The sequence below is a fragment of the Paenarthrobacter sp. OM7 genome (genome assembly GCF_029873575.1).
Taxonomy (GTDB): Bacteria; Actinomycetota; Actinomycetes; order Actinomycetales; family Micrococcaceae; genus Arthrobacter.
This window is the reverse complement of record NZ_CP123579.1, coordinates 714,501-731,721: the sequence shown is the minus strand read 5'-3', so window position 1 is coordinate 731,721 and position 17,221 is coordinate 714,501. Positions and strand designations below refer to the sequence as shown.

General features: G+C 63.4%; 17 protein-coding genes. 10 read left to right on the top strand and 7 right to left on the bottom strand.

From position 1 onward, the window contains the following. The first annotated feature begins 96 nt into the window (after nt 1-96). A complete protein-coding gene (locus QEH68_RS03515) occupies nt 97-396 on the top strand; it encodes a DUF4193 domain-containing protein (protein WP_011773410.1) in 300 nt (99 codons plus the stop codon). Between the two features lie 123 nt (nt 397-519). Here QEH68_RS03515 and QEH68_RS03510 read toward each other — a convergent pair whose 3' ends face one another. From QEH68_RS03510 to QEH68_RS03500, 3 genes are all read right to left on the bottom strand, one after another. After that, entirely contained in the window at nt 520-879 is a 360-nt protein-coding gene (locus tag QEH68_RS03510; protein ID WP_207596180.1) for a LapA family protein, read from the bottom strand. Between the two features lie 70 nt (nt 880-949). Then, the gene (locus tag QEH68_RS03505; RefSeq protein ID WP_207596179.1) at nt 950-1,186 is read right to left on the bottom strand and encodes a hypothetical protein; all 237 of its coding nucleotides are present in this window, start codon (nt 1,184-1,186) and stop codon (nt 950-952) included. A 106-nt stretch (nt 1,187-1,292) separates the two neighbouring features. Next, nucleotides 1,293-1,517 (bottom strand): hypothetical protein, encoded by a 225-nt coding sequence (locus QEH68_RS03500; protein WP_026541816.1) that lies wholly within the window; start codon nt 1,515-1,517, stop codon nt 1,293-1,295. Between the two features lie 105 nt (nt 1,518-1,622). On the opposite strand from QEH68_RS03500, the gene QEH68_RS03495 reads away from it, so the two are divergent. The 4 genes from QEH68_RS03495 to QEH68_RS03480 all read left to right on the top strand — a co-directional run bounded on the left by QEH68_RS03495 (nt 1,623) and on the right by QEH68_RS03480 (nt 4,098). Next, the gene (locus QEH68_RS03495) at nt 1,623-2,090 is read left to right on the top strand and encodes a MarR family transcriptional regulator (protein ID WP_280626521.1); all 468 of its coding nucleotides are present in this window, start codon (nt 1,623-1,625) and stop codon (nt 2,088-2,090) included. 136 nt (nt 2,091-2,226) lie between these two features. Beyond that, on the top strand, nt 2,227-2,742 hold the full coding sequence (locus QEH68_RS03490) for an SSI family serine proteinase inhibitor (RefSeq protein ID WP_280626519.1): 516 nt from the start codon (nt 2,227-2,229) through the stop codon (nt 2,740-2,742). Continuing rightward, nucleotides 2,729-3,667 carry a 3-methyladenine DNA glycosylase gene (locus QEH68_RS03485; RefSeq protein ID WP_280626518.1) on the top strand — a complete coding sequence of 313 codons (939 nt, stop codon included), beginning with the start codon at nt 2,729-2,731 and terminating at the stop codon, nt 3,665-3,667. Before QEH68_RS03490 ends, QEH68_RS03485 begins: the two co-directional genes overlap by 14 nt. A 29-nt stretch (nt 3,668-3,696) precedes the next feature. Beyond that, entirely contained in the window at nt 3,697-4,098 is a 402-nt protein-coding gene (locus QEH68_RS03480) for a serine protease inhibitor (RefSeq protein ID WP_207596175.1), read from the top strand. 87 nt (nt 4,099-4,185) lie between these two features. Here the strand turns inward: QEH68_RS03480 and QEH68_RS03475 are convergent, their stop codons facing one another. Together QEH68_RS03475 and QEH68_RS03470 are read right to left on the bottom strand one after the other, a co-directional pair. Then, on the bottom strand, nt 4,186-7,272 hold the full coding sequence (locus tag QEH68_RS03475) for a S8 family peptidase (RefSeq protein ID WP_280627964.1): 3,087 nt from the start codon (nt 7,270-7,272) through the stop codon (nt 4,186-4,188). A 349-nt stretch (nt 7,273-7,621) separates the two neighbouring features. Further along, the gene (locus QEH68_RS03470) at nt 7,622-10,564 is read right to left on the bottom strand and encodes an exo-alpha-sialidase (protein WP_280626517.1); all 2,943 of its coding nucleotides are present in this window, start codon (nt 10,562-10,564) and stop codon (nt 7,622-7,624) included. A gap of 180 nt (nt 10,565-10,744) precedes the next feature. Between QEH68_RS03470 and QEH68_RS03465 the strand changes: the two genes are divergently transcribed. Both QEH68_RS03465 and QEH68_RS03460 read left to right on the top strand, forming a co-directional pair. Continuing rightward, a complete protein-coding gene (locus QEH68_RS03465; protein WP_280626516.1) occupies nt 10,745-11,692 on the top strand; it encodes an NAD(P)-dependent oxidoreductase in 948 nt (315 codons plus the stop codon). A 128-nt stretch (nt 11,693-11,820) separates the two neighbouring features. Further along, a complete protein-coding gene (locus QEH68_RS03460) occupies nt 11,821-12,804 on the top strand; it encodes a manganese catalase family protein (protein WP_207596172.1) in 984 nt (327 codons plus the stop codon). A gap of 67 nt (nt 12,805-12,871) precedes the next feature. On the opposite strand, the gene QEH68_RS03455 is transcribed toward QEH68_RS03460, so the two are convergent. Together QEH68_RS03455 and QEH68_RS03450 are read right to left on the bottom strand one after the other, a co-directional pair. Next, nucleotides 12,872-13,162 carry a DUF1540 domain-containing protein gene (locus QEH68_RS03455; RefSeq protein ID WP_207596171.1) on the bottom strand — a complete coding sequence of 97 codons (291 nt, stop codon included), beginning with the start codon at nt 13,160-13,162 and terminating at the stop codon, nt 12,872-12,874. A 161-nt stretch (nt 13,163-13,323) separates the two neighbouring features. Then, nucleotides 13,324-13,509, bottom strand: coding sequence for a hypothetical protein (locus QEH68_RS03450; protein ID WP_207596170.1), 186 nt, complete (start codon nt 13,507-13,509; stop codon nt 13,324-13,326). A gap of 340 nt (nt 13,510-13,849) precedes the next feature. Between QEH68_RS03450 and purS the strand changes: the two genes are divergently transcribed. Genes purS through purL form a run of 3 tightly spaced genes read left to right on the top strand, consistent with a single transcriptional unit; the run spans nt 13,850 to nt 17,191 of the window. Continuing rightward, the gene (gene purS / locus QEH68_RS03445) at nt 13,850-14,101 is read left to right on the top strand and encodes a phosphoribosylformylglycinamidine synthase subunit PurS (protein ID WP_011773385.1); all 252 of its coding nucleotides are present in this window, start codon (nt 13,850-13,852) and stop codon (nt 14,099-14,101) included. A gap of 1 nt (nt 14,102) precedes the next feature. Next, entirely contained in the window at nt 14,103-14,885 is a 783-nt protein-coding gene (gene purQ, locus QEH68_RS03440) for a phosphoribosylformylglycinamidine synthase subunit PurQ (protein ID WP_280626486.1), read from the top strand. Continuing rightward, nucleotides 14,882-17,191 carry a phosphoribosylformylglycinamidine synthase subunit PurL gene (gene purL / locus QEH68_RS03435; protein ID WP_280626484.1) on the top strand — a complete coding sequence of 770 codons (2,310 nt, stop codon included), beginning with the start codon at nt 14,882-14,884 and terminating at the stop codon, nt 17,189-17,191. Before purQ ends, purL begins: the two co-directional genes overlap by 4 nt. Nucleotides 17,192-17,221: the final 30 nt, after the last annotated feature.

Below are 17,221 nucleotides of genomic sequence, written 5' to 3'. Positions count from 1 at the left end.
GCCACAAGCGGGAGAACTGGGGTATGGTATGGAATTTTCGTGGCATGCTGTACGTTGCATACCCGGTAACCCCCTAACACGAAGAGGCATTAAAAAGTGGCAGCCGATTACGACGAACTCCGTACCGATGTAAAAGAGAACCAGGAGCAGTCGCTCCAGGCTCTTCAATCCGCCAGCGCTCCCACGGCCAAGAGTGTCGTGCTTGAACTGGACGAAACCGATGGCCTCGACGCCAACGGCCCCGGTGGCGAAATCGTCGCCGAAGAACTGGTTATCCAGGTCATTCCGCAGGCAAACGACGAGTTCACTTGTCACTCCTGCTTCCTGGTTCGCCACCGCTCGCAGATCGCACGCGAAAAAGATGGCGTCGCCTACTGCACCGACTGCGAAGGCTAAGACAGCCCACCACCCCGGCGGAATCAACATCGTCAGGGAGTGCCGCCGTCGGGATTAAATTGCGGAAGGACCGGAGCAAGCGCTCCGGTCCTTCCGCAGTTAACAGCTGGCAGCCTCGAGTCCCTACGGCGCCGCTCCCGGGCCGCCCACCGTCTTCTTGCGGCGGTGGTTGACCATTCTGAGCTGGAGGATCCGCGCTCCTCCGGCAAGGGCCACCAGCACGCCTCCGCCCACGGCCGCGATAAAGAGGGTGGTGCCCAGCGCGAGCGTTCCCTGCAGCCCGAAGAAACGGACCGTGATCATGTCCTGGTTCTGGACAAAGAACACGATCAGCATCACCAGGACCACCAAGCCAACGGCCACTGCCACCCACAAGGCGGCCGTGCGGGTGGGCCTGGACGCGCCGGACACGGGAGGTGGGACAGCCCTGTCCTGACGGGGAGCCCCGGCGGGAACCCCTGCTGCATCATCCTGGAAACTCATTGACGACCCCCTCTTGTCCCGACATCACCCTGCTCCTACATACTAAGCATGCTGATGAGTTGGGCGATAGTCAGTGACGCATGGAGTAGTCAGTTGAGGTAGGGCCTGGATCGTTGTTACGGACCGCGTAGTGATGCCCTTCAGAGTCCGTCTCGATGTCGAAATTCTTCAGATCGGCTTCGGAGGCTGTCTCGAAGTCGTCATGCTTGTGCACCACAGGGCTGTCCGCGTCGCCGTGGGTTGCCGGTCCAAAAACGGACTGCAGCCGCTCGGTCACATGGACGAAGCCTTCCATTCTGCGTCCCATGTTCTTCCACCTCCTTTCCTACAGGAGAGAAAGAGCGGCAGGGTCAGTGCGTGCCGTTCAGTGAGGCAATTTTACGCCCACAATCCAACGCCGAGATAGAGGGGGTTTACCGCAGGGACTTGTCGTCCGGGTTGCGGGGCACTACGTAGGTGCTGCCGTCGGGGCGGCGGAGTGTTTCCCACTGCTGGGTTTCGGCCTGGCGCTGGGCGAGCAGCTTCCGGTTGGCTTCAGTCATTTCATGGTCGAGGGAACTGCTGTGCGCGGGGCCGAAAACAACCCTGAACTTGCCTGTGGCGCGCATGAACTTCCGGGTGAGGGATTCCTTGGCCACTCGGATCGACTCCTTTTTAGACGGTTCAATGAGTCCATAGTACGCTAATCATTAGTACACTAACTAATTGATCGACGCGAGCGGATGCAAGCACAGGAGGCAGCCATGACGGCCACGGACCAGAGCACCCAGGAAGTCGACGACCTCCTTTTGGAACGCCAACTATGCTTCGCCCTCACTGTTGCTTCCCGCAGCGTGGTGGGCGTTTACAAGCCCGTACTGGAACGCCTCGGGCTAACGCACCCCCAGTACCTGGTGATGCTGGCCCTCTGGGAGCGGAGTCCCCGTACGTTGAAGGACATCAGCGACAGCCTCCTCCACGAGCCCGCAACACTCTCCCCACTGCTGAAACGCTTGGAGGAAGCCGAACTCATCACCCGGGAACGCGTTCCCGGCAACGAACGCGCCCTGGCCATCACCCTGACGGAAAAAGGCGCCGCCCTCCGCCAGCAGGCCACCGCCGTCCCCGGTGAAATCCGCGAGCGCCTTCAACTCAGCCGGGAAGAGGTAGCCGAGCTGCACCAGGCAATGACGGGCCTGATCGCTGCCACCCAGCGGAACAACTCCCTCTAACGGACCAACCCTGCAATCCAGGCAGACCACCCGCGTGCCCCCTAGCCAAGCGCACTGCCCCGGTGGTGTTCTTGAAGCGAACAGAGAAACGGGCACCACAAGTGCCACGTAAAATGGACGCAACCTAGGAGATTCCATGCGCATGCGATTTGTTCGGCCCCTGTTGGCAGTCCTGGCCGTCGCCGGCCTGGCCGCATGCTCAGGCACCCCAACCCCAGGTACCACAGGCAGCGCAAGCCAAGCCCCGTCGTCGTCCCCTTCAAGCAGCAGCCCCGGCAGTGCAACTCCCAGTGCGTCAGCAGCCACCGGCACCGGCAGCGCCGAACTCTCCATCACGCTGGTGGAATCCCCCGAAGCCGCGCCCCAAACTTTCACGCTCGTCTGCGCGGACGGCGTCCCGGCCGCTGAAAGCAACCATCCAACAGCCGCCGAAGCCTGCACGTCCATCAAGAACAACCCCGCCATCCTGAATCCTGCCCCCACCAAAACGGACCAGGCCTGCACCATGCAGTACGGCGGCCCGGCAACGGCCAAGGTGACCGGCGCCGTGGACGGCAAGGAAGTCACCGCGGCCTTCAACCGCACGGACGGCTGCCAGATCGCACTGTGGGACGCCGCAAAGAGCATCCTCGGATCAGATGGCGGACTCTAGGCTGCGGCACCTCCCCCAGGAGCAATGGCTCGGGCTGGAGGCAGCCCATCACACCCGGGTGGCGCGCTACGCGGACCCCTACCTGGCCAGGCGTTCGGCGGGCCGGAAGCACCCTGTTGAGGATTTCCTGTTCACCTATTACACGCAGAAGCCGGGCCAATTGCTGCGCTGGCATCCGGGCGACGGCACTGTTCTCAGCGGCCCAAGCGCCCTTGCGCGCGCCACATGGAAGTTCTACCGAACGCTCGACGACGGCGAGCTCACCTCACTCGGGCTGCCGGCGGGAACGCCGGCGGTTACCTTTGATCGCCGCGGCTTCCTGGCCGACCGCTCCGAAGCTGTCCGCTTCGCGGGAATCATCCTCGCGGGCACGGCGAAGCGCCCGGCCCAGTTCGGCTGCTTTGGCCTGCACGAGTGGGCCATGGTGTACCGGCAGGAGAAATTTGAGCTGCGGCACGAATACCTGAAACTGCGACTTGGTGGTGAAGGCACGGACACCGTGGTGGAGGAGAACCGTATCCGTTGCTCGCATTTCGACGCGTTCCGGTTCTACACTCCGGACGCCATTCCCCTGAACGAGCTCGAACCCACCCGTGAAAACCAGCGGACCATGGAGCAGCCGGGCTGTTTGCACGCCAACATGGACCTCTACAAGTGGGCGTACAAGCTGACCCCGGCGCTGCCCAGCGAGCTGGTGATGGACTGCTTCGAACTCTCATGGAGGATCCGCGTCATGGATATGCAGGCCTCCCCCTATGATCTCGAAGAATGGGGCTACCCACCCATCAGGATCGAGACACCGCAGGGCAAGGCCGAGTACGTTGAATACCAGCGGGCTTTCGCGGCCGAATCCCAGGAGCTGCGGACCCGCGTGCTCCAGGCAGTAGATCCGCTCCTCCATGAGCTGAGTGGATTGGCCGCCTGAGCACCCGCCGCCACCAGCGAAAGGTCACTATGGTTTCCCCCACGAGCGAGTCACCCAACAGCGAGTACGACGTCGACCTCACAGTCACGCTGACCGAGGCACCTGGCGCTGAGAGCCACGAATTCCACCTCCGGTCCGTGGCCGGTGTCCTCTCCCCGGACCCCGACTCACTGGACTCAAACTTGCCGGACGCACGGGCGGCGCTTGCCGCCGTCGAGCAGTTTGGCGAGGAGATCTTCTTCCCGGAACCCCGGCCGGACCGGATCTGCACGCAACAATACGGCGGCCCGCAGGTAGCCGTCGTCACGGGATGGTTCCGTGGTCGCAAGGTTAACAGCCAGTTCAGCAGGACCGACGGCTGCGAGATCGCGCGCTGGAAGACCCTGGCATCGTTGCTGGGGAACACCGGAGGTTCGACGGGAGCTGTCTAGGACACCCTTTCCGGTCTACGACATGCAAATGGGCTGGGGACGCCCGAATTCGGGAGTCCTCAGCCCATTTGCGTGTCCGTCAGAGGTTTAGCCGGCGTTGTTGCCCTGCGTCGGCTCGTCGGCGCGGATCTTGCCGCCGTGCTTCTTGTCCTTCTTGTCCTTCTTGGGGTCTTCCTCGTCCGGAACCACTACGGTTCCGCCCGGGTTGACCAGGACGGTAACGAAGCTCGGCTCACTGGTTCCTGCGAACGTCAGGCGGCCAATGTAGGAGCCGGGCTCCAGGTTCTTCCAGTTCAGCGAAATCTGGCCCGTCTTGCCGTTGGCCAGGCGGATCGGATTCGGCGTCACGGTGGCGTTGCCCTGGTTGGCACCCAGGACCGCGGCATCAACAGTGGCCTTGGTGGCCTGGTTGTTGGGGCTCGCGTAGAGGTTGGCGAACACGTAGTAGTCGCCCGGTGCCGGGTTGGGAACGGACAGGGTCTCGCTGGCGGACGCCGTTGCGGCCGGCAACTGCTGGCCGGACGGGGTGAGCACCAGCATGTCGAAGTCCGCGGCCTCGTTCGAGGATATGACCGAGAATTTAGCCAGGGCACTGCCCTCGCCAACGGTCACCTTCTTCACATAGTTGGAGGCATTGGTGTCACCCGCGAACGGACCGGGAACCAGCTCAACAGCCGAGGAATCAGCCTTGGACAGGCCATCAACCGTAACCCCGACCGGCAGGTTGGTGCCGGAAGTGATGTTGATGGTGGCGGAGCCATTGGGGCCGGTTCCCGTGAAGGCCAGGGCCTTGTCCGCGATGACGGACTGCGGCCGGACGGCGATCGGCGAGGTGACGGTCTTGTTGGCACCCTGCCAGCTCAGCGAACCCGTGGCGAACTTGCCCAGCTCAGCGTTTTTGTTTTCGAACTGGACCTTGAAGGTCTTCTTCTCACCGGGAGCTCCGAAGGTCAGCACGGACGGCGTGACCTTGACGTTGACACCTGGAACGTTGACTGATGCCCGGTAGGTTCCCGCGGTCAAGGCCGTGAGCGTTCGGGTGACTTCGATCTTGCCTGCGAGGTTGCCGAGGGCGAAGGAGGGAACGTTCATGTCGCGTGGTGCGGTAGTGCCAAGCCCTTCCATCCCCAGGTCCATGCCCGTGCCTTGGATGAACTTGAGGTAGTCCTCGGTGGTTGCGTCATACACGAGGCCGGGCGAGAGCACCTTTGCGGGGTCAACCTGTCCGGCGCCGGTGGCGAAGACGTCCTTGTTGACGGCGCCGTTGGCCAGCTTGACCGGTCCGGCGGTGGTCATCATGGCGGACTTCACGGTGGCCGGGGACCACTGCGGGTTCTTGCCCAGGATCAGTGCGCCGAAACCGGCAACGTGCGGTGAGGCCATGGACGTTCCGGAGAGGAAGCCGAAGTTGTCTCCACCGGTTCCGATCGGCGAGACACCAGCGAGGATCGCGACGCCGGGAGCGGACACGTCAGGCTTCAGCAGGTCAGAGTCAGTTGCGAGCAACGGACCGCGCGACGAGAAGCCGGCAATCTGCGGCTGTGCTTCGGCGGGCAGGCCAGTGGTGTCCCGGTTCAGCAGGGAGACGGTGATGGCCGGGTTGGCTGTCACCTTGTCCTTGATGGTCTGCGTTGCCGGCGGGTTCACGTGGACCGTGGGGATGACGTGCTTGTCCGTGTCCAGCGACGAATCCGTCAGGTTCACCAGGATCATGCCGACGCCACCACCGCGCAGTACTTCGGCGCTCTTGGCGGTGCGGTCAACCACGCCGCGGTCGCAGACTACAACCTTGCCGGCTACCTTGGCCGGATCCAAGGAGCCCGGAGCACACAGAGCCGCGTTGCCTTCACCGCTTGCAGCGTTGGTGGACAGCACGACGCCGGCCCCGCTCACCTCGCGGTTCATGATGCTCGCTCCGCGGAACTTGCTGCCATCGGAAAACTCAACGGTTCCCTGAAGCTCCTGCGAGAACGAGGTCGCGGCAACCGTGGTCAGCCAGGGGGCTCCGTGGTTCACGGTGCTGGCGGTTGGTCCGGAGTTGCCTGCCGAGGTGGCCACGAAGATACCTGCCGATGCTGCCGAGAGGAAGGCCAGCGAAACAGGATCCGTGGTGGACGTGGTGGAACCGGAGATGGAGTAGTTCAGGACGTCCACGCCATCCAGGATTGCCTGCTCGATCGCGTCCACGGAAGCGGAGCCGTAGCAACCACCCGTGGCAGGATCTGTATCTTCCCAGCAGACCTTGTAGACGGCGAGCTTGGCGGCGGGTGCGATACCGCTGGTGGTTCCGAAGCTTCGGCCGTCCACAACGGCGTCGACGTTGGCGTTGCCTGCCGCGGTGCTGGCTGTGTGGGTGCCGTGGCTGTCCACGTCCACGGGAGAGATGACTTCTTCCGGGGCACGGTTTTCCGGGGGAACAGTTTCCAGGAAGGCGTCTGCGAAGTAGTGGGTGCTCAGGACCTTGGAGTTGCAGGCGCTGCCGTCGTAGTCCGCGCCGGTGTCGGTGCCGGGCTGGCATTCACCGACGAAAGTATCGCCGTCGGCCTTGAGCATGGCGATCTTGCCATCTGCCGTGCGGTAGGGAACGCCGACCTGCGGGTTGCCTGCCAGCGGGCCAACGGGCTCACCCGCGAAGAACGGGTTGGAGGGGGTATAGCCGGTGTCGATCACGCCAACAACGGTGCCCTTGCCCGCGTTGTCCTGGCCACCGTACTGGGTGGCCCAGGTGCCGTTGGGGCCGCTGAGCTTCAGGAAGTCGGTGGTGGAGTAGTCCGGGGCGTACTGGGTGTCCGGTGCCACCATGAGGACCTTGGGATCCTTGGCCAGATTGATGGCCTGGTCTGCCGTCAGATTGGCGCTGAAGCCATTGACGGCGGTAGTGAAGTCACGCTCGATAGTGATGTTTTCCTGTTTCGCGACTTCCTGCTGCTTCTGCTGCAGGTGCGATTGGTATTCCTTCACCTCGGCGCTGTCGGCGTCGAGCTTCTTGCCCTCTTCCGGCTTGGTGGGCGCGAGGCCCGCCGTGCCGCCGTCGTACGTTGCTGCAGGCTTTTCCGCCAGGACAACCATGTAGCGGCCGTCCTTGTAGGCACTGGGGTCAAGGTTCTTCTTGGCCACGCCTGCAACGGTCCCGGGCGTCTCCGGCGTGGGAGCGGCCTGGGCCGGCATCGCCATCGAAGAGAGAAGCAACGGCAAGCCAACGGCCAGTGCCGCGGCCTTTCGAAGCCCCCCGCTTCTGACGAAGCTCTTTCCTTGTGATTTCACGAGTGGTTGCACCTTTCACTGAGGGAGGACCAGGCTCCATCGCCTGGACCTGTCAACTTTTAGTTGGTTGAACCTTTGACAGTTCTTGTCAAAGCCGCGCAACCAGCCGAGTCACAGAGTACCTAGTGATAGCCGAATATGACATACAGCACATTTCAGGAATTTTGTCTTGTCACAGCGGTGGCGGTTCGTCATGGAACTACCCACAACGGACCGCAGGAATGTCCTGCGGTCCGTTGTGTGAGCCTGCCGGGAAAGATCAGCCCTTCGGCGTCACCTGAAGCCGGTCAAAGGACACCTGAAGGCCATCCTGATCCAGGACTACGACGTCGTCCCGGCCGTTTTGCACATCGGAGGGAAGGATGAACTCAACGGTGTTGCCTGTCGTGGGGAAGATCCATCCCAGGCGATGCCCCGTCTTGTTCAGGTACACGTAGTACCACTGGCCGTGGTCCAAACCCTGCAGCACTACCTTTTGGCCCGTGCGGTATTTATCTGCGGTGCCCAAGTCGGTCGGCGGCGTACCCAGCTCCTGGACCTTGAGTTCGGGAGCGCTTTCGGGCTTTTCCGGCTGGACCTTCAGCTCGAGGGGATCACCCGATGCCGACGTTGCCGCCTCCAGCGCTCCGTTGCGGGCCGTCGCCTCAAAAGAGACTGCGCCCAGGCTGCCTGCAGCAACATCCACGGCCGTCAAGACGTAGTCCCGGGTGGCGGTAACAGTCTCACCGGCAGCAAGGGTGGCTGCAGAGATGCCGGCATCGGGGGCTTCCAGTCCGGTCACTGCAACGTTTCCGGCGTTGCCCACGGTGTACGTGTACGTCACCGGATCGCCGACGCTGGCGAAGCGGTCACCGTCGGTGTCGATCCACTGGGCAGAAACGGTTCCCTCAAGCTTGGGCTCGCGGACTTTCAGGTCCACTTCGCCGCCGTTCACCGTGATGGTCTTGGTGGTTTGGCCGGCCGAGCTGACTTCCCACGTGCTTGTCGGAACGAAGAACCCCTGCTCAGCTTCCTGTGCAGTCACCGTGTGGCGAGGGGTGGCGCACTGGTAGCTCTGGCCGGCCGGCAGCACGCTGTAGCGGCAGTTGCCCGGCCCCTCCGGAAGGAAGGGGCTGAAGTTACCGGCGGTCGGGACCACCTTCTCAACCAGCGGGCTCGTGTTCTTCACCGTGAAGGTGTACGGGACCAGGTCCCCTGCCGCGTACGGCTGGGTCGCAAGGTCACGCCCGACGTCGGCACGCGCCCCGCTGATCCCGGCCGTCAGCAGGCCGTCGCGCAAAGCGACGGCAGCGCCGGTGAACGGCACCGTCTTAGTGAGCGACGGCGTCGAGCTGGCTGTGATGCTGAAGCTGGCTTCCGGCACGAAGTAGCCACGCTCGATGTCGGCTGCCGTGATCACATGTTTGGCGGTGGTGCAGGTGTAGCTGGCACCTGGGGCCAGGTTGTTGAACCGGCAATTCGGGGCAGACGGTGGCAGGAAGCCGGAGTCGAATGTCCCGGAAACCGGTACTGAATTGGCCGTGACGTTCGCGGTGCTCTTGACGTTAAGCGAGTAGCTGAGGACGTCGCCCACCTGGTAGGGGCTGGCCACGACATCCCGGGTGGGTGCCGTTCCCGTGATCGTCAGGCCCACCTGCGGCGCAACCGGCACGGTGGCGGTGAAGGTGAATTGCGAAACCCGGCCATTCGCCGTCGTAAATGCTGCGTTGAGATTCTGCTGGCCACTGGCGTTGGCCGGTGCCGTCAGGGCAACGTTGACGGTCACCGAGGCCCCGGGGGCGACGTCGGGAACCGGCACTGTGGTGGCCGACCATCCGCTGGGGGTGTAGACGGTGGCTGTTGCACCGGACAGTGTGGTGGCCTCCTGGTTGGTCACTGTCACGGGCACCTGCTGGGTGGCCCCCGGTGCGGTGGTGACGGCCTGGACGGAGAGCGGAGCGCAGGCGTAATTCAGCCAGGCGTCGTCGAACTTCGCGAACGGCATGTTGTCCGTGTAGTTGCCTTCGTAAAGCACCCCGAACTTGCCCTCTTCCAAGCGGGTGACCGTGGAGTACGCGGAGAAGCCGGAGCGGATGGTGCGGACGCCCGGCCAGGTGGCACCGTCGTCGCAGGAGACACGGGCCGAGACATTTTCACGTCCGGTCTTGGAGTTCGCGTTGGTGAAGATGAGTTTCTTCGCGTCGGCCGAGCCCTGCGCCGCGTTGGGGAACATGCGTGCAATGGCCCCGTTGTTGGCGGGATCCGGGAGTTCCGTGTCCTGCGTGACCGGACCGTAGGTAGCGCCGCCGTCCGTGGAAATGGCCACTTTACGGTAGCCCTGGTTGGCGTTGTCCCGGGAATTCAGCAGCACCCGGCCATCGGAGAGTTCCACGGTCTTGTTCTCGTCCATCCGGTCACCGACGTTGGCGCCCTTCTTCCACGTCACCCCATGGTCGTCGGAGTAGACACTGTAGGCCTGGATCTTGTTGGTGCCGTCTGCCTGGCGGATATCACCGGCGTACTGCTGGATGAGGCGGCCCTTGTACGGGCCGTACTTGAGCTGGATGCCCTCGCCCGAGGATGCGAAGTTGGAGCGCACGTCGCCGGCCACCGGGCTGGTTTTGCTGGTTCCGGGTTTGGTGACATTCGTAATAAGCCGCGGCTGGCTCCAGGTGACGCCGCCGTCCGAGGACTCGATGACCGCCGAGGAAATCACTGACCTGTCGGCATCGTTGTTACCGAACTGGCTGCCGCCGAAGCCCTGGTCCTTGGAGTACACAAAGAAATTGAAGACCTTGCCGGCCTCGGCGTCGTAGACGTAGGAGGGGTCGCTGTAGCCGTATTTGGGACCGCTGGCGTCGCCCACGTGCCCGGCGGCTATAACGGTGACAGGTCCCCAGGTCTGTCCGCCGTCAGTACTGCGGCGTTGGACTATCGAGTTGGGGTTCGGAGCATCCGCGGCTGAGCCCGGACGACCGTCCCATGATGCGAGCACCACGTTGTTGCCCAGATACGTCAGGGCGGGGATCCGGTAGAAGAAGTTGGCGGCCGTGCGGTCAGCCGCGATGTTGGCCTCAGTGAAGGTACCCGGCGCTGCCGCAGGGTTGTTGGGTGGGATGGGGGCGGCGGTGGCCGGAAGAGCGAGGCCTCCAAGGAGGCCAAGGCTCAGTGCGCCGGCGGCTGCGATGCGGGCGAGCGATGGTGCAGGGGGTATGGATTTCAAATCCAAGGTCCTTTCGAATCGGCGCGAGGGACGTTCGTGTTACGTGCTACGTCGAACGTCCTACAACCATAGGGTGTTCGCCGTCACATTGCTAGGAATGACTTTCGGGCGCACCTCCCCCCGCGCTGAAGCGGTAGCCTCAAGGGCACACCGCCCACCGCTTTTGAACCTGGAGTTGCCGTGAAAATCCTCGTCCCGGACACCATCGAATTGAGCCTCGCCGATCTCACCACTTCAGGGGATCACCCGGTGGTGTACGCGGTGGACGAGCCCATCCCCGCCGAACACCGGGATGCCGAGGTCCTGGTGGTGTGGCGGAACACTCCGGAGAACCTCTCGGACGCCGCCGAGGAACTTCCGAAACTCAGGCTGGTCCAAACGCTCGCGGCAGGCCCGGACTCCGTTCTCGCTGCCGGATTCGCCGACAACGTGGCCATCACCTCCGGCCGCTCACTGCACGACGGTCCCGTGGCTGAACACGCGCTCGCGCTCGCGCTGGCAGCCATCCGCCGGCTGGATGTCCTGCTCGAATCCCAGAAGGACGCTCGCTGGAACAGCCCGTACAACGAGGCGCAGTCCAACCCCGCGACCGAACAGCTCTATACACTCGACGGCGCCAACGTCACCATCTGGGGCTTCGGTTCCATCGCGGGGCGGCTGGCTCCCCTGCTGGCCGCTTTGGGCGCGAAGGTCACCGGCGTGGCCAATTCCAAGGGGGAGCGCTACGGGTTCCCGGTCGCTTCAACAGAAGAACTACCCGATGTTCTGCGCACCACGGATGTCCTGATTTCCATCCTGCCTGCGACGGCCGAAACCGCGGATGCCCTGAACGAGGACGTCTTGCGGGCCCTCCCGAAGACCGCCGTATTCGTGAACGTGGGACGCGGGGCCACGGTGGACGAAAACGCACTCCTGGCCGCGCTTACCGAGGGCCGACTGCGCGCCGCCGCCCTGGACGTCACCAAGGTTGAACCTCTCCCCGCCAGCTCACAGCTGTGGAGCGCCCCGAACCTGATCATCACGCCCCACGTGGCGGGTAACCGGCCCAAGGGCTCCGCCCGGCTGGTCACGGAAAACATCTCCGCCCTCAAGGAGGGCAAGCCGTTGACCAACCAAGTGGCCGGATAACCAATCCTCCGATTCCTCACGGGATTTCATTGCCACCGAATAGTAAGCATGCTTATGGTGGGTGGGTCCGGGGTGGCCAGCAGAGGGTTTCCATCCCACGCATAGCATGAGACAACGTGAGGAAACGTATGTACCTGCACACCCAGCTTCTCATCAATGAAATCGCTGCCGACGAGCCAGATCCCGCAGCCGCCAACGCCCTCCAGGAAGGTCTCGGCGGTCAATTCGGCGAGATGCGCACCATGATGCAATACCTCTTCCAGAGCATGAATTTCCGGGGTGACGCAGCTTCGAAACCCTACAAGGACCTTCTTCAGGGCATTGGCACGGAAGAGATCAGCCATGTGGAGCTCATCGGCACCACCATTTCCCAGCTCCTCGATGGTTCGCCCCGCTACCAGGGCAAGAAGTCCGATCCCGTGGACCAGCCAGGCGCGGGGGGAGCTACTCCCCTGAAGATCGCGCTGGACACCAGCAACATCCACCACTACCTGGTAGGTGCCCAGGGCGCTTTGCCGGTGGACGCTGCCGGCAATCCGTGGAGCGGCTCCTACGTCTACAACAGTGGCAACTTGGTCCTGGACCTGCTCTACAACCTGATGCTGGAATCCACAGGCCGGCTCCAGAAGTGCCGCATCTACGAGATGACGGAGAACAAGACGGCGCGCTCCACCATTGCGTACCTGATAGTCCGTGACCAGGCGCACGAGAATGCCTACGCCAAGGCCTTGGAGAGCCTGGGCGTCAACTGGGGGAAGGTCCTTCCGATCCCCAAGACCAACGCCGAGCAGTTCCCAGAGGTGAAGAAACTGCTGGACAAGGGCCTGCAAAGTATCCAGTACACCTTCAGCGCCGACAACCTGAGCGAAGCCGGCAAGCTCTACCGCGGAGCTTCGCCATCCAACGACGGAACTGAGCTCAGCACCGATGTGATGCCGGACGGATTCCCTATCACCATCTCCCCTGAACGCAAGGAAGAGTTCGCCCCCGGCCTGGATCCTGAGCTCCTGGCGCTCATCCAGGCCACAGCGGAGCAGGAACTAAAAGATGCGGACAGCCCCAAGGAAGGCAAGTCCGCGGCTGCCAAGACTGCAGCAACCAGCAAGAAGTAAATCCGCACGAAAAAGCGGGCCTGTCCTCGAAGGAGGACGGGCCCGCTTTTGGCGGAACGAGGAATTATCAGGCGTGCTCGTACGTGAGGCAATCGGCGGCTTCCCGGCCCGGGCCGACCTTGACGTCGTGGGCCTCGCACATGAGGTTGTTGTTGTGGACGCACTCCGAGCGCTGGCAGGCACCTACGTGGGCCAGGACCTTGGGAAGGCCGCCCATGGCATTGGTGTCAATGAACGTTGCACAGGATGCATGATCCGTGCTTCCACCGATGGTGATTCCAAAGGCGGTGCAGCCATCATGGTTGAATCCGCAGCTGCCAACGCTACAGGCGGATACTTCGGCAATGTGTTCGGTCATTGTTCCTCCTGGTGTGGATCCTGAATAGTACTGGGGCTGAACCCCGCGTGTACTTTCCAAACTACGCCGGAATCACGCCGGTTGACCCAATTTAATAGCGCATTTGTATGTGCCCTAATCCGCGCCATTCCGCCGAAAAACGGCAGATGCAAGGTGAGGCTTCACTTACTTGGAGTACGCAATGCGTCACTGATTTTAGCCCGCGTTTCGGCGTCCAACGGAGCGGTCACATGGCTGCTCCGCCCAGCCCTGTCCGCCAGGATTTTCTGGATCACCATGCGGCCCAATCCAGCAAAAACTGCCGCGGCGACAACGCCCAGCACCATGGATTTCGGTTTCTCAGCCATGCCGCAATCCTAGTGACACCGGACACCCCCTGCCAGTGCCGGCGCAAGCCCCGCCAGCAGGCATGAGCAGCCGCCGCCGTCGAGCCTTCAGTTGGGACTTTTGCACCGCCGCGGCGGGGTGTCCTCGCGCAATCCGCCTGAATAGGGTATGTGCGCCACTCCCGGTAGAATAGGTGTGCAAGCTCGCGGAGCGCCCCCCATGCCGTTCAAACATTGCAGTTCACCACCGTGTTTAACCCTGTGTTCAAGACGCTGTTTGAATGCGGCTGAATGGCGTGAGACGGCACCTCCGCGGCAGCCTTATTTAAGGTTCACCCAACTCACGCACAGGAGTTACCGGATGCCCCGGATCGTCGTTGACGTCATGCCCAAGCCCGAGATTCTGGACCCCCAGGGGAAGGCCATCGTGGGTGCACTGCCCCGCCTCGGCTTCAACAGCTTCAGCGCAGTCCGCCAGGGCAAGCGCTTCGAACTGACCGTCGACGGCGAGGTGACCGACGCTATCCTGGCCCAGGCCCGTGAAGCTGCCGAGACCCTCCTGTCCAACCCGGTGATCGAGGATGTTGTCAACGTCGAGGTCGTCGAGGCCTGATATGACGTCGATCCCCCTGATTGGCGAGGCTGTCGCCGTCGCCGCCGAGCCCCGGCTCGCTGGCGCCAAGGTTGGCGTCGTCACCTTCCCCGGTACCCTTGACGACCGCGACGCCGCCCGTGCAGTGCGGCTCGCAGGCGCCACGGCGGTGCCCCTCTGGCATGCCGATTCCGAACTCGGCGATGTTGACGCAGTCATCATCCCCGGCGGTTTCTCCTACGGTGACTACCTCCGTGCCGGCGCCATTTCGCGCTTCGCGCCGCTGATGTCCAAGATCATCGATGCCGCGAACTCCGACGCGAAGCTCCCGGTGTTGGGTATTTGCAACGGCTTCCAGATCCTCACCGAGTCGCACCTGCTCCCCGGTTCCATGATCAAGAACGACCACCTGAAGTTCATCTGCCGCGACCAGACGCTGCGCGTCGAAAACGCCAACACCGCCTGGACCGTGGACTACACCGACGGCCAGGAAATCATTGTGCCGTTGAAGAACCAGGACGGCCAGTACATCGCTGACGAGAAGACCCTCGATGCCCTTGAGGCTGAGGGCCGCGTGGTGTTCCGCTACGTAGGATTCAACCCGAACGGTTCCCGCCGCGACATCGCGGGCATCTCCAACGCCGCGGGCAACGTGGTGGGCCTCATGCCGCACCCCGAGCACGCAGTGGAGGCCGGCTTCGGCCCGGAGGCTGGCTTGTCCGGCTCCGCCGGCGAAACCCGCGACACCGACGGCCTGGGCTTCTTCACCTCCGTTTTGACCAAGATTGTGGGAGGCGACAAGTGACCACGGAAACCACCAAGAAGTTCAACATCGACACCGTTGAGCATGCTGCCAAGACCCCGGACACGGAACTCCCGTGGGCCGAGCTGGGCCTGAAGCAGAACGAATTCGACGAGATCGTCAAGGTCCTGGGCCGCCGCCCCACCGGCGCCGAGCTGGCCATGTACTCGGTCATGTGGAGCGAGCACTGCTCCTACAAGTCCTCCAAGAACCACCTCCGCCAGTTCGGCGAGAAGGTCACCGAGGAAATGAAGAAGGACATGCTGGTGGGTATCGGCGAGAACGCCGGTGTCACCAACCTGGGCGACGGCTGGGCCGTGACGTTCAAGATCGAGTCCCACAACTCGCCGTCCTTCGTTGAGCCGTACCAGGGTGCCGCTACTGGCATCGGCGGTATTGTCCGAGACATCATCTCCATGGGCGCCCGCCCGGTTGCCGTGATGGACCCGTTGCGTTTCGGCGCAATCGACCACCCGGACACCGCACGCGTCATGCACGGTGCTGTCGCCGGCATCGGTGGCTACGGCAACTGCCTTGGCCTGCCGAACATCGGCGGCGAAATGGTCTTCGACTCCGTCTACCAGGGCAACCCGCTGGTGAACGCCCTGGCTGTTGGCGTCATGCGCCACGAAGATATTCGCCTCGCCAACGCCTCCGGCAAGGGCAACAAGGTAGTCCTGTTCGGTGCCCGCACGGGTGGCGACGGCATCGGCGGCGCTTCGGTGCTGGCCTCGGAGTCCTTCGATGACACCAAGCCATCCAAGCGTCCTGCCGTCCAGGTGGGCGACCCATTCGCGGAGAAGGTCCTGATCGAGTGCTGCCTGGAGCTCTTCAAGGGCTCGCTGGTTGAAGGTATCCAGGACCTCGGCGCCGCAGGTATTTCCTGCGCCACGTCCGAGCTCGCCTCCAACGGCGACGGCGGCATGGAGGTGGAGCTGACCTCGGTCCTGCTGCGCGATCCCACGCTGACGCCGGGCGAGATCCTCATGTCCGAGTCGCAGGAACGCATGATGGCCGTGGTCACCCCGGAGAACATCGAAGCGTTCGAAGCTGTCATGGACAAGTGGGCCGTCGAGTACTCCTGGTTGGGTGAGGTCACCGACACCGGTCGCCTCATCATCACCTGGGAAGGCGAAGTAATCGTCGACGTCGATCCCCGCACCGTTGCGCACGACGGCCCGGTCTACGACCGTCCGTTCGCCCGCCCGGAGTGGCAGGACTCGGTGCAGGCCAACGCCTTCACCGGTTCCGTTGAGGATGCCGGCCGCCCAGCAGCTCCGTCCGAGCTGGCAGCAGCCGTCACCGAACTCGTTGCATCGCCCAACATGTGCAGCAAGGCCTGGATCACCAACCAGTACGACCGCTACGTTGGCGGCAACACGGCCATGGCCTTCCCGGATGACTCCGGCGTGGTCCGCGTTGACGAGGAAACCGGACTGGGTGTTGCCCTGGCTACCGACGCCAACGGCCGCTACACCTATCTGGAGCCGTACCAGGGTGCACAGCTTGCGCTGGCCGAGGCCTACCGCAACGTCGCAACGTCCGGCGCTGTTCCGATGGCTGTCAGCGACTGCCTGAACTTCGGTTCCCCTGAGGACCCGGACGTCATGTGGCAGCTCGCCGAGGCCATCCGCGGCCTGTCGGATGCCTGCATGGAGCTCGGCATCCCGGTCACGGGCGGCAACGTCTCCCTGTACAACCAGACCGGCACCACACCCATCCACCCCTCCCCCGTGGTGGCAGTCCTGGGCAAGCTCGACGACGTCGCCCGCCGCACGCCGTCGGGCTGGCGCGAGGACGGCCAGGCCATCTACCTGCTGGGCACCACCGCAGCAGAGTTGGACGGTTCGGAATGGTCAAACCTCCGCGGACACCTCGGTGGCCTGCCCCCGAAGGTCGACCTCGCAGCAGAGCGCGCCTTGGGCGAGATCCTGATCAACGCTTCCCGCGATGGCATGGTTGACGCAGCACACGACCTCTCCGAAGGTGGCCTCGCTGCTGCCTTGGTGGAATCCTCGCTGCGCTACGGTGTGGGTGCCCGGATCGCCCTTGAAGAACTCATGGAGCGCGATGGAGTGGACCTGTTCACGGCCCTCTTCTCCGAGTCCCAGGCCCGTGCGATCGTGTCCGTGCCGCGCTCCGAGGAAGTCCGCTTCAAGGACATGTGCACCGCCCGCGGCTTCGCCCACCTCCGGATCGGCGTTGTTGACGCTGCCGGTGGAAAGCTGGAGATCAACGGTGTGGACGAGCTCTCCTTGGACACTCTCCGCGAAGCACACGAAGCCACCCTGCCGAAGTACTTCGGCTAACGACTGGCCAAGCAAAAGGCCCCTGCACGC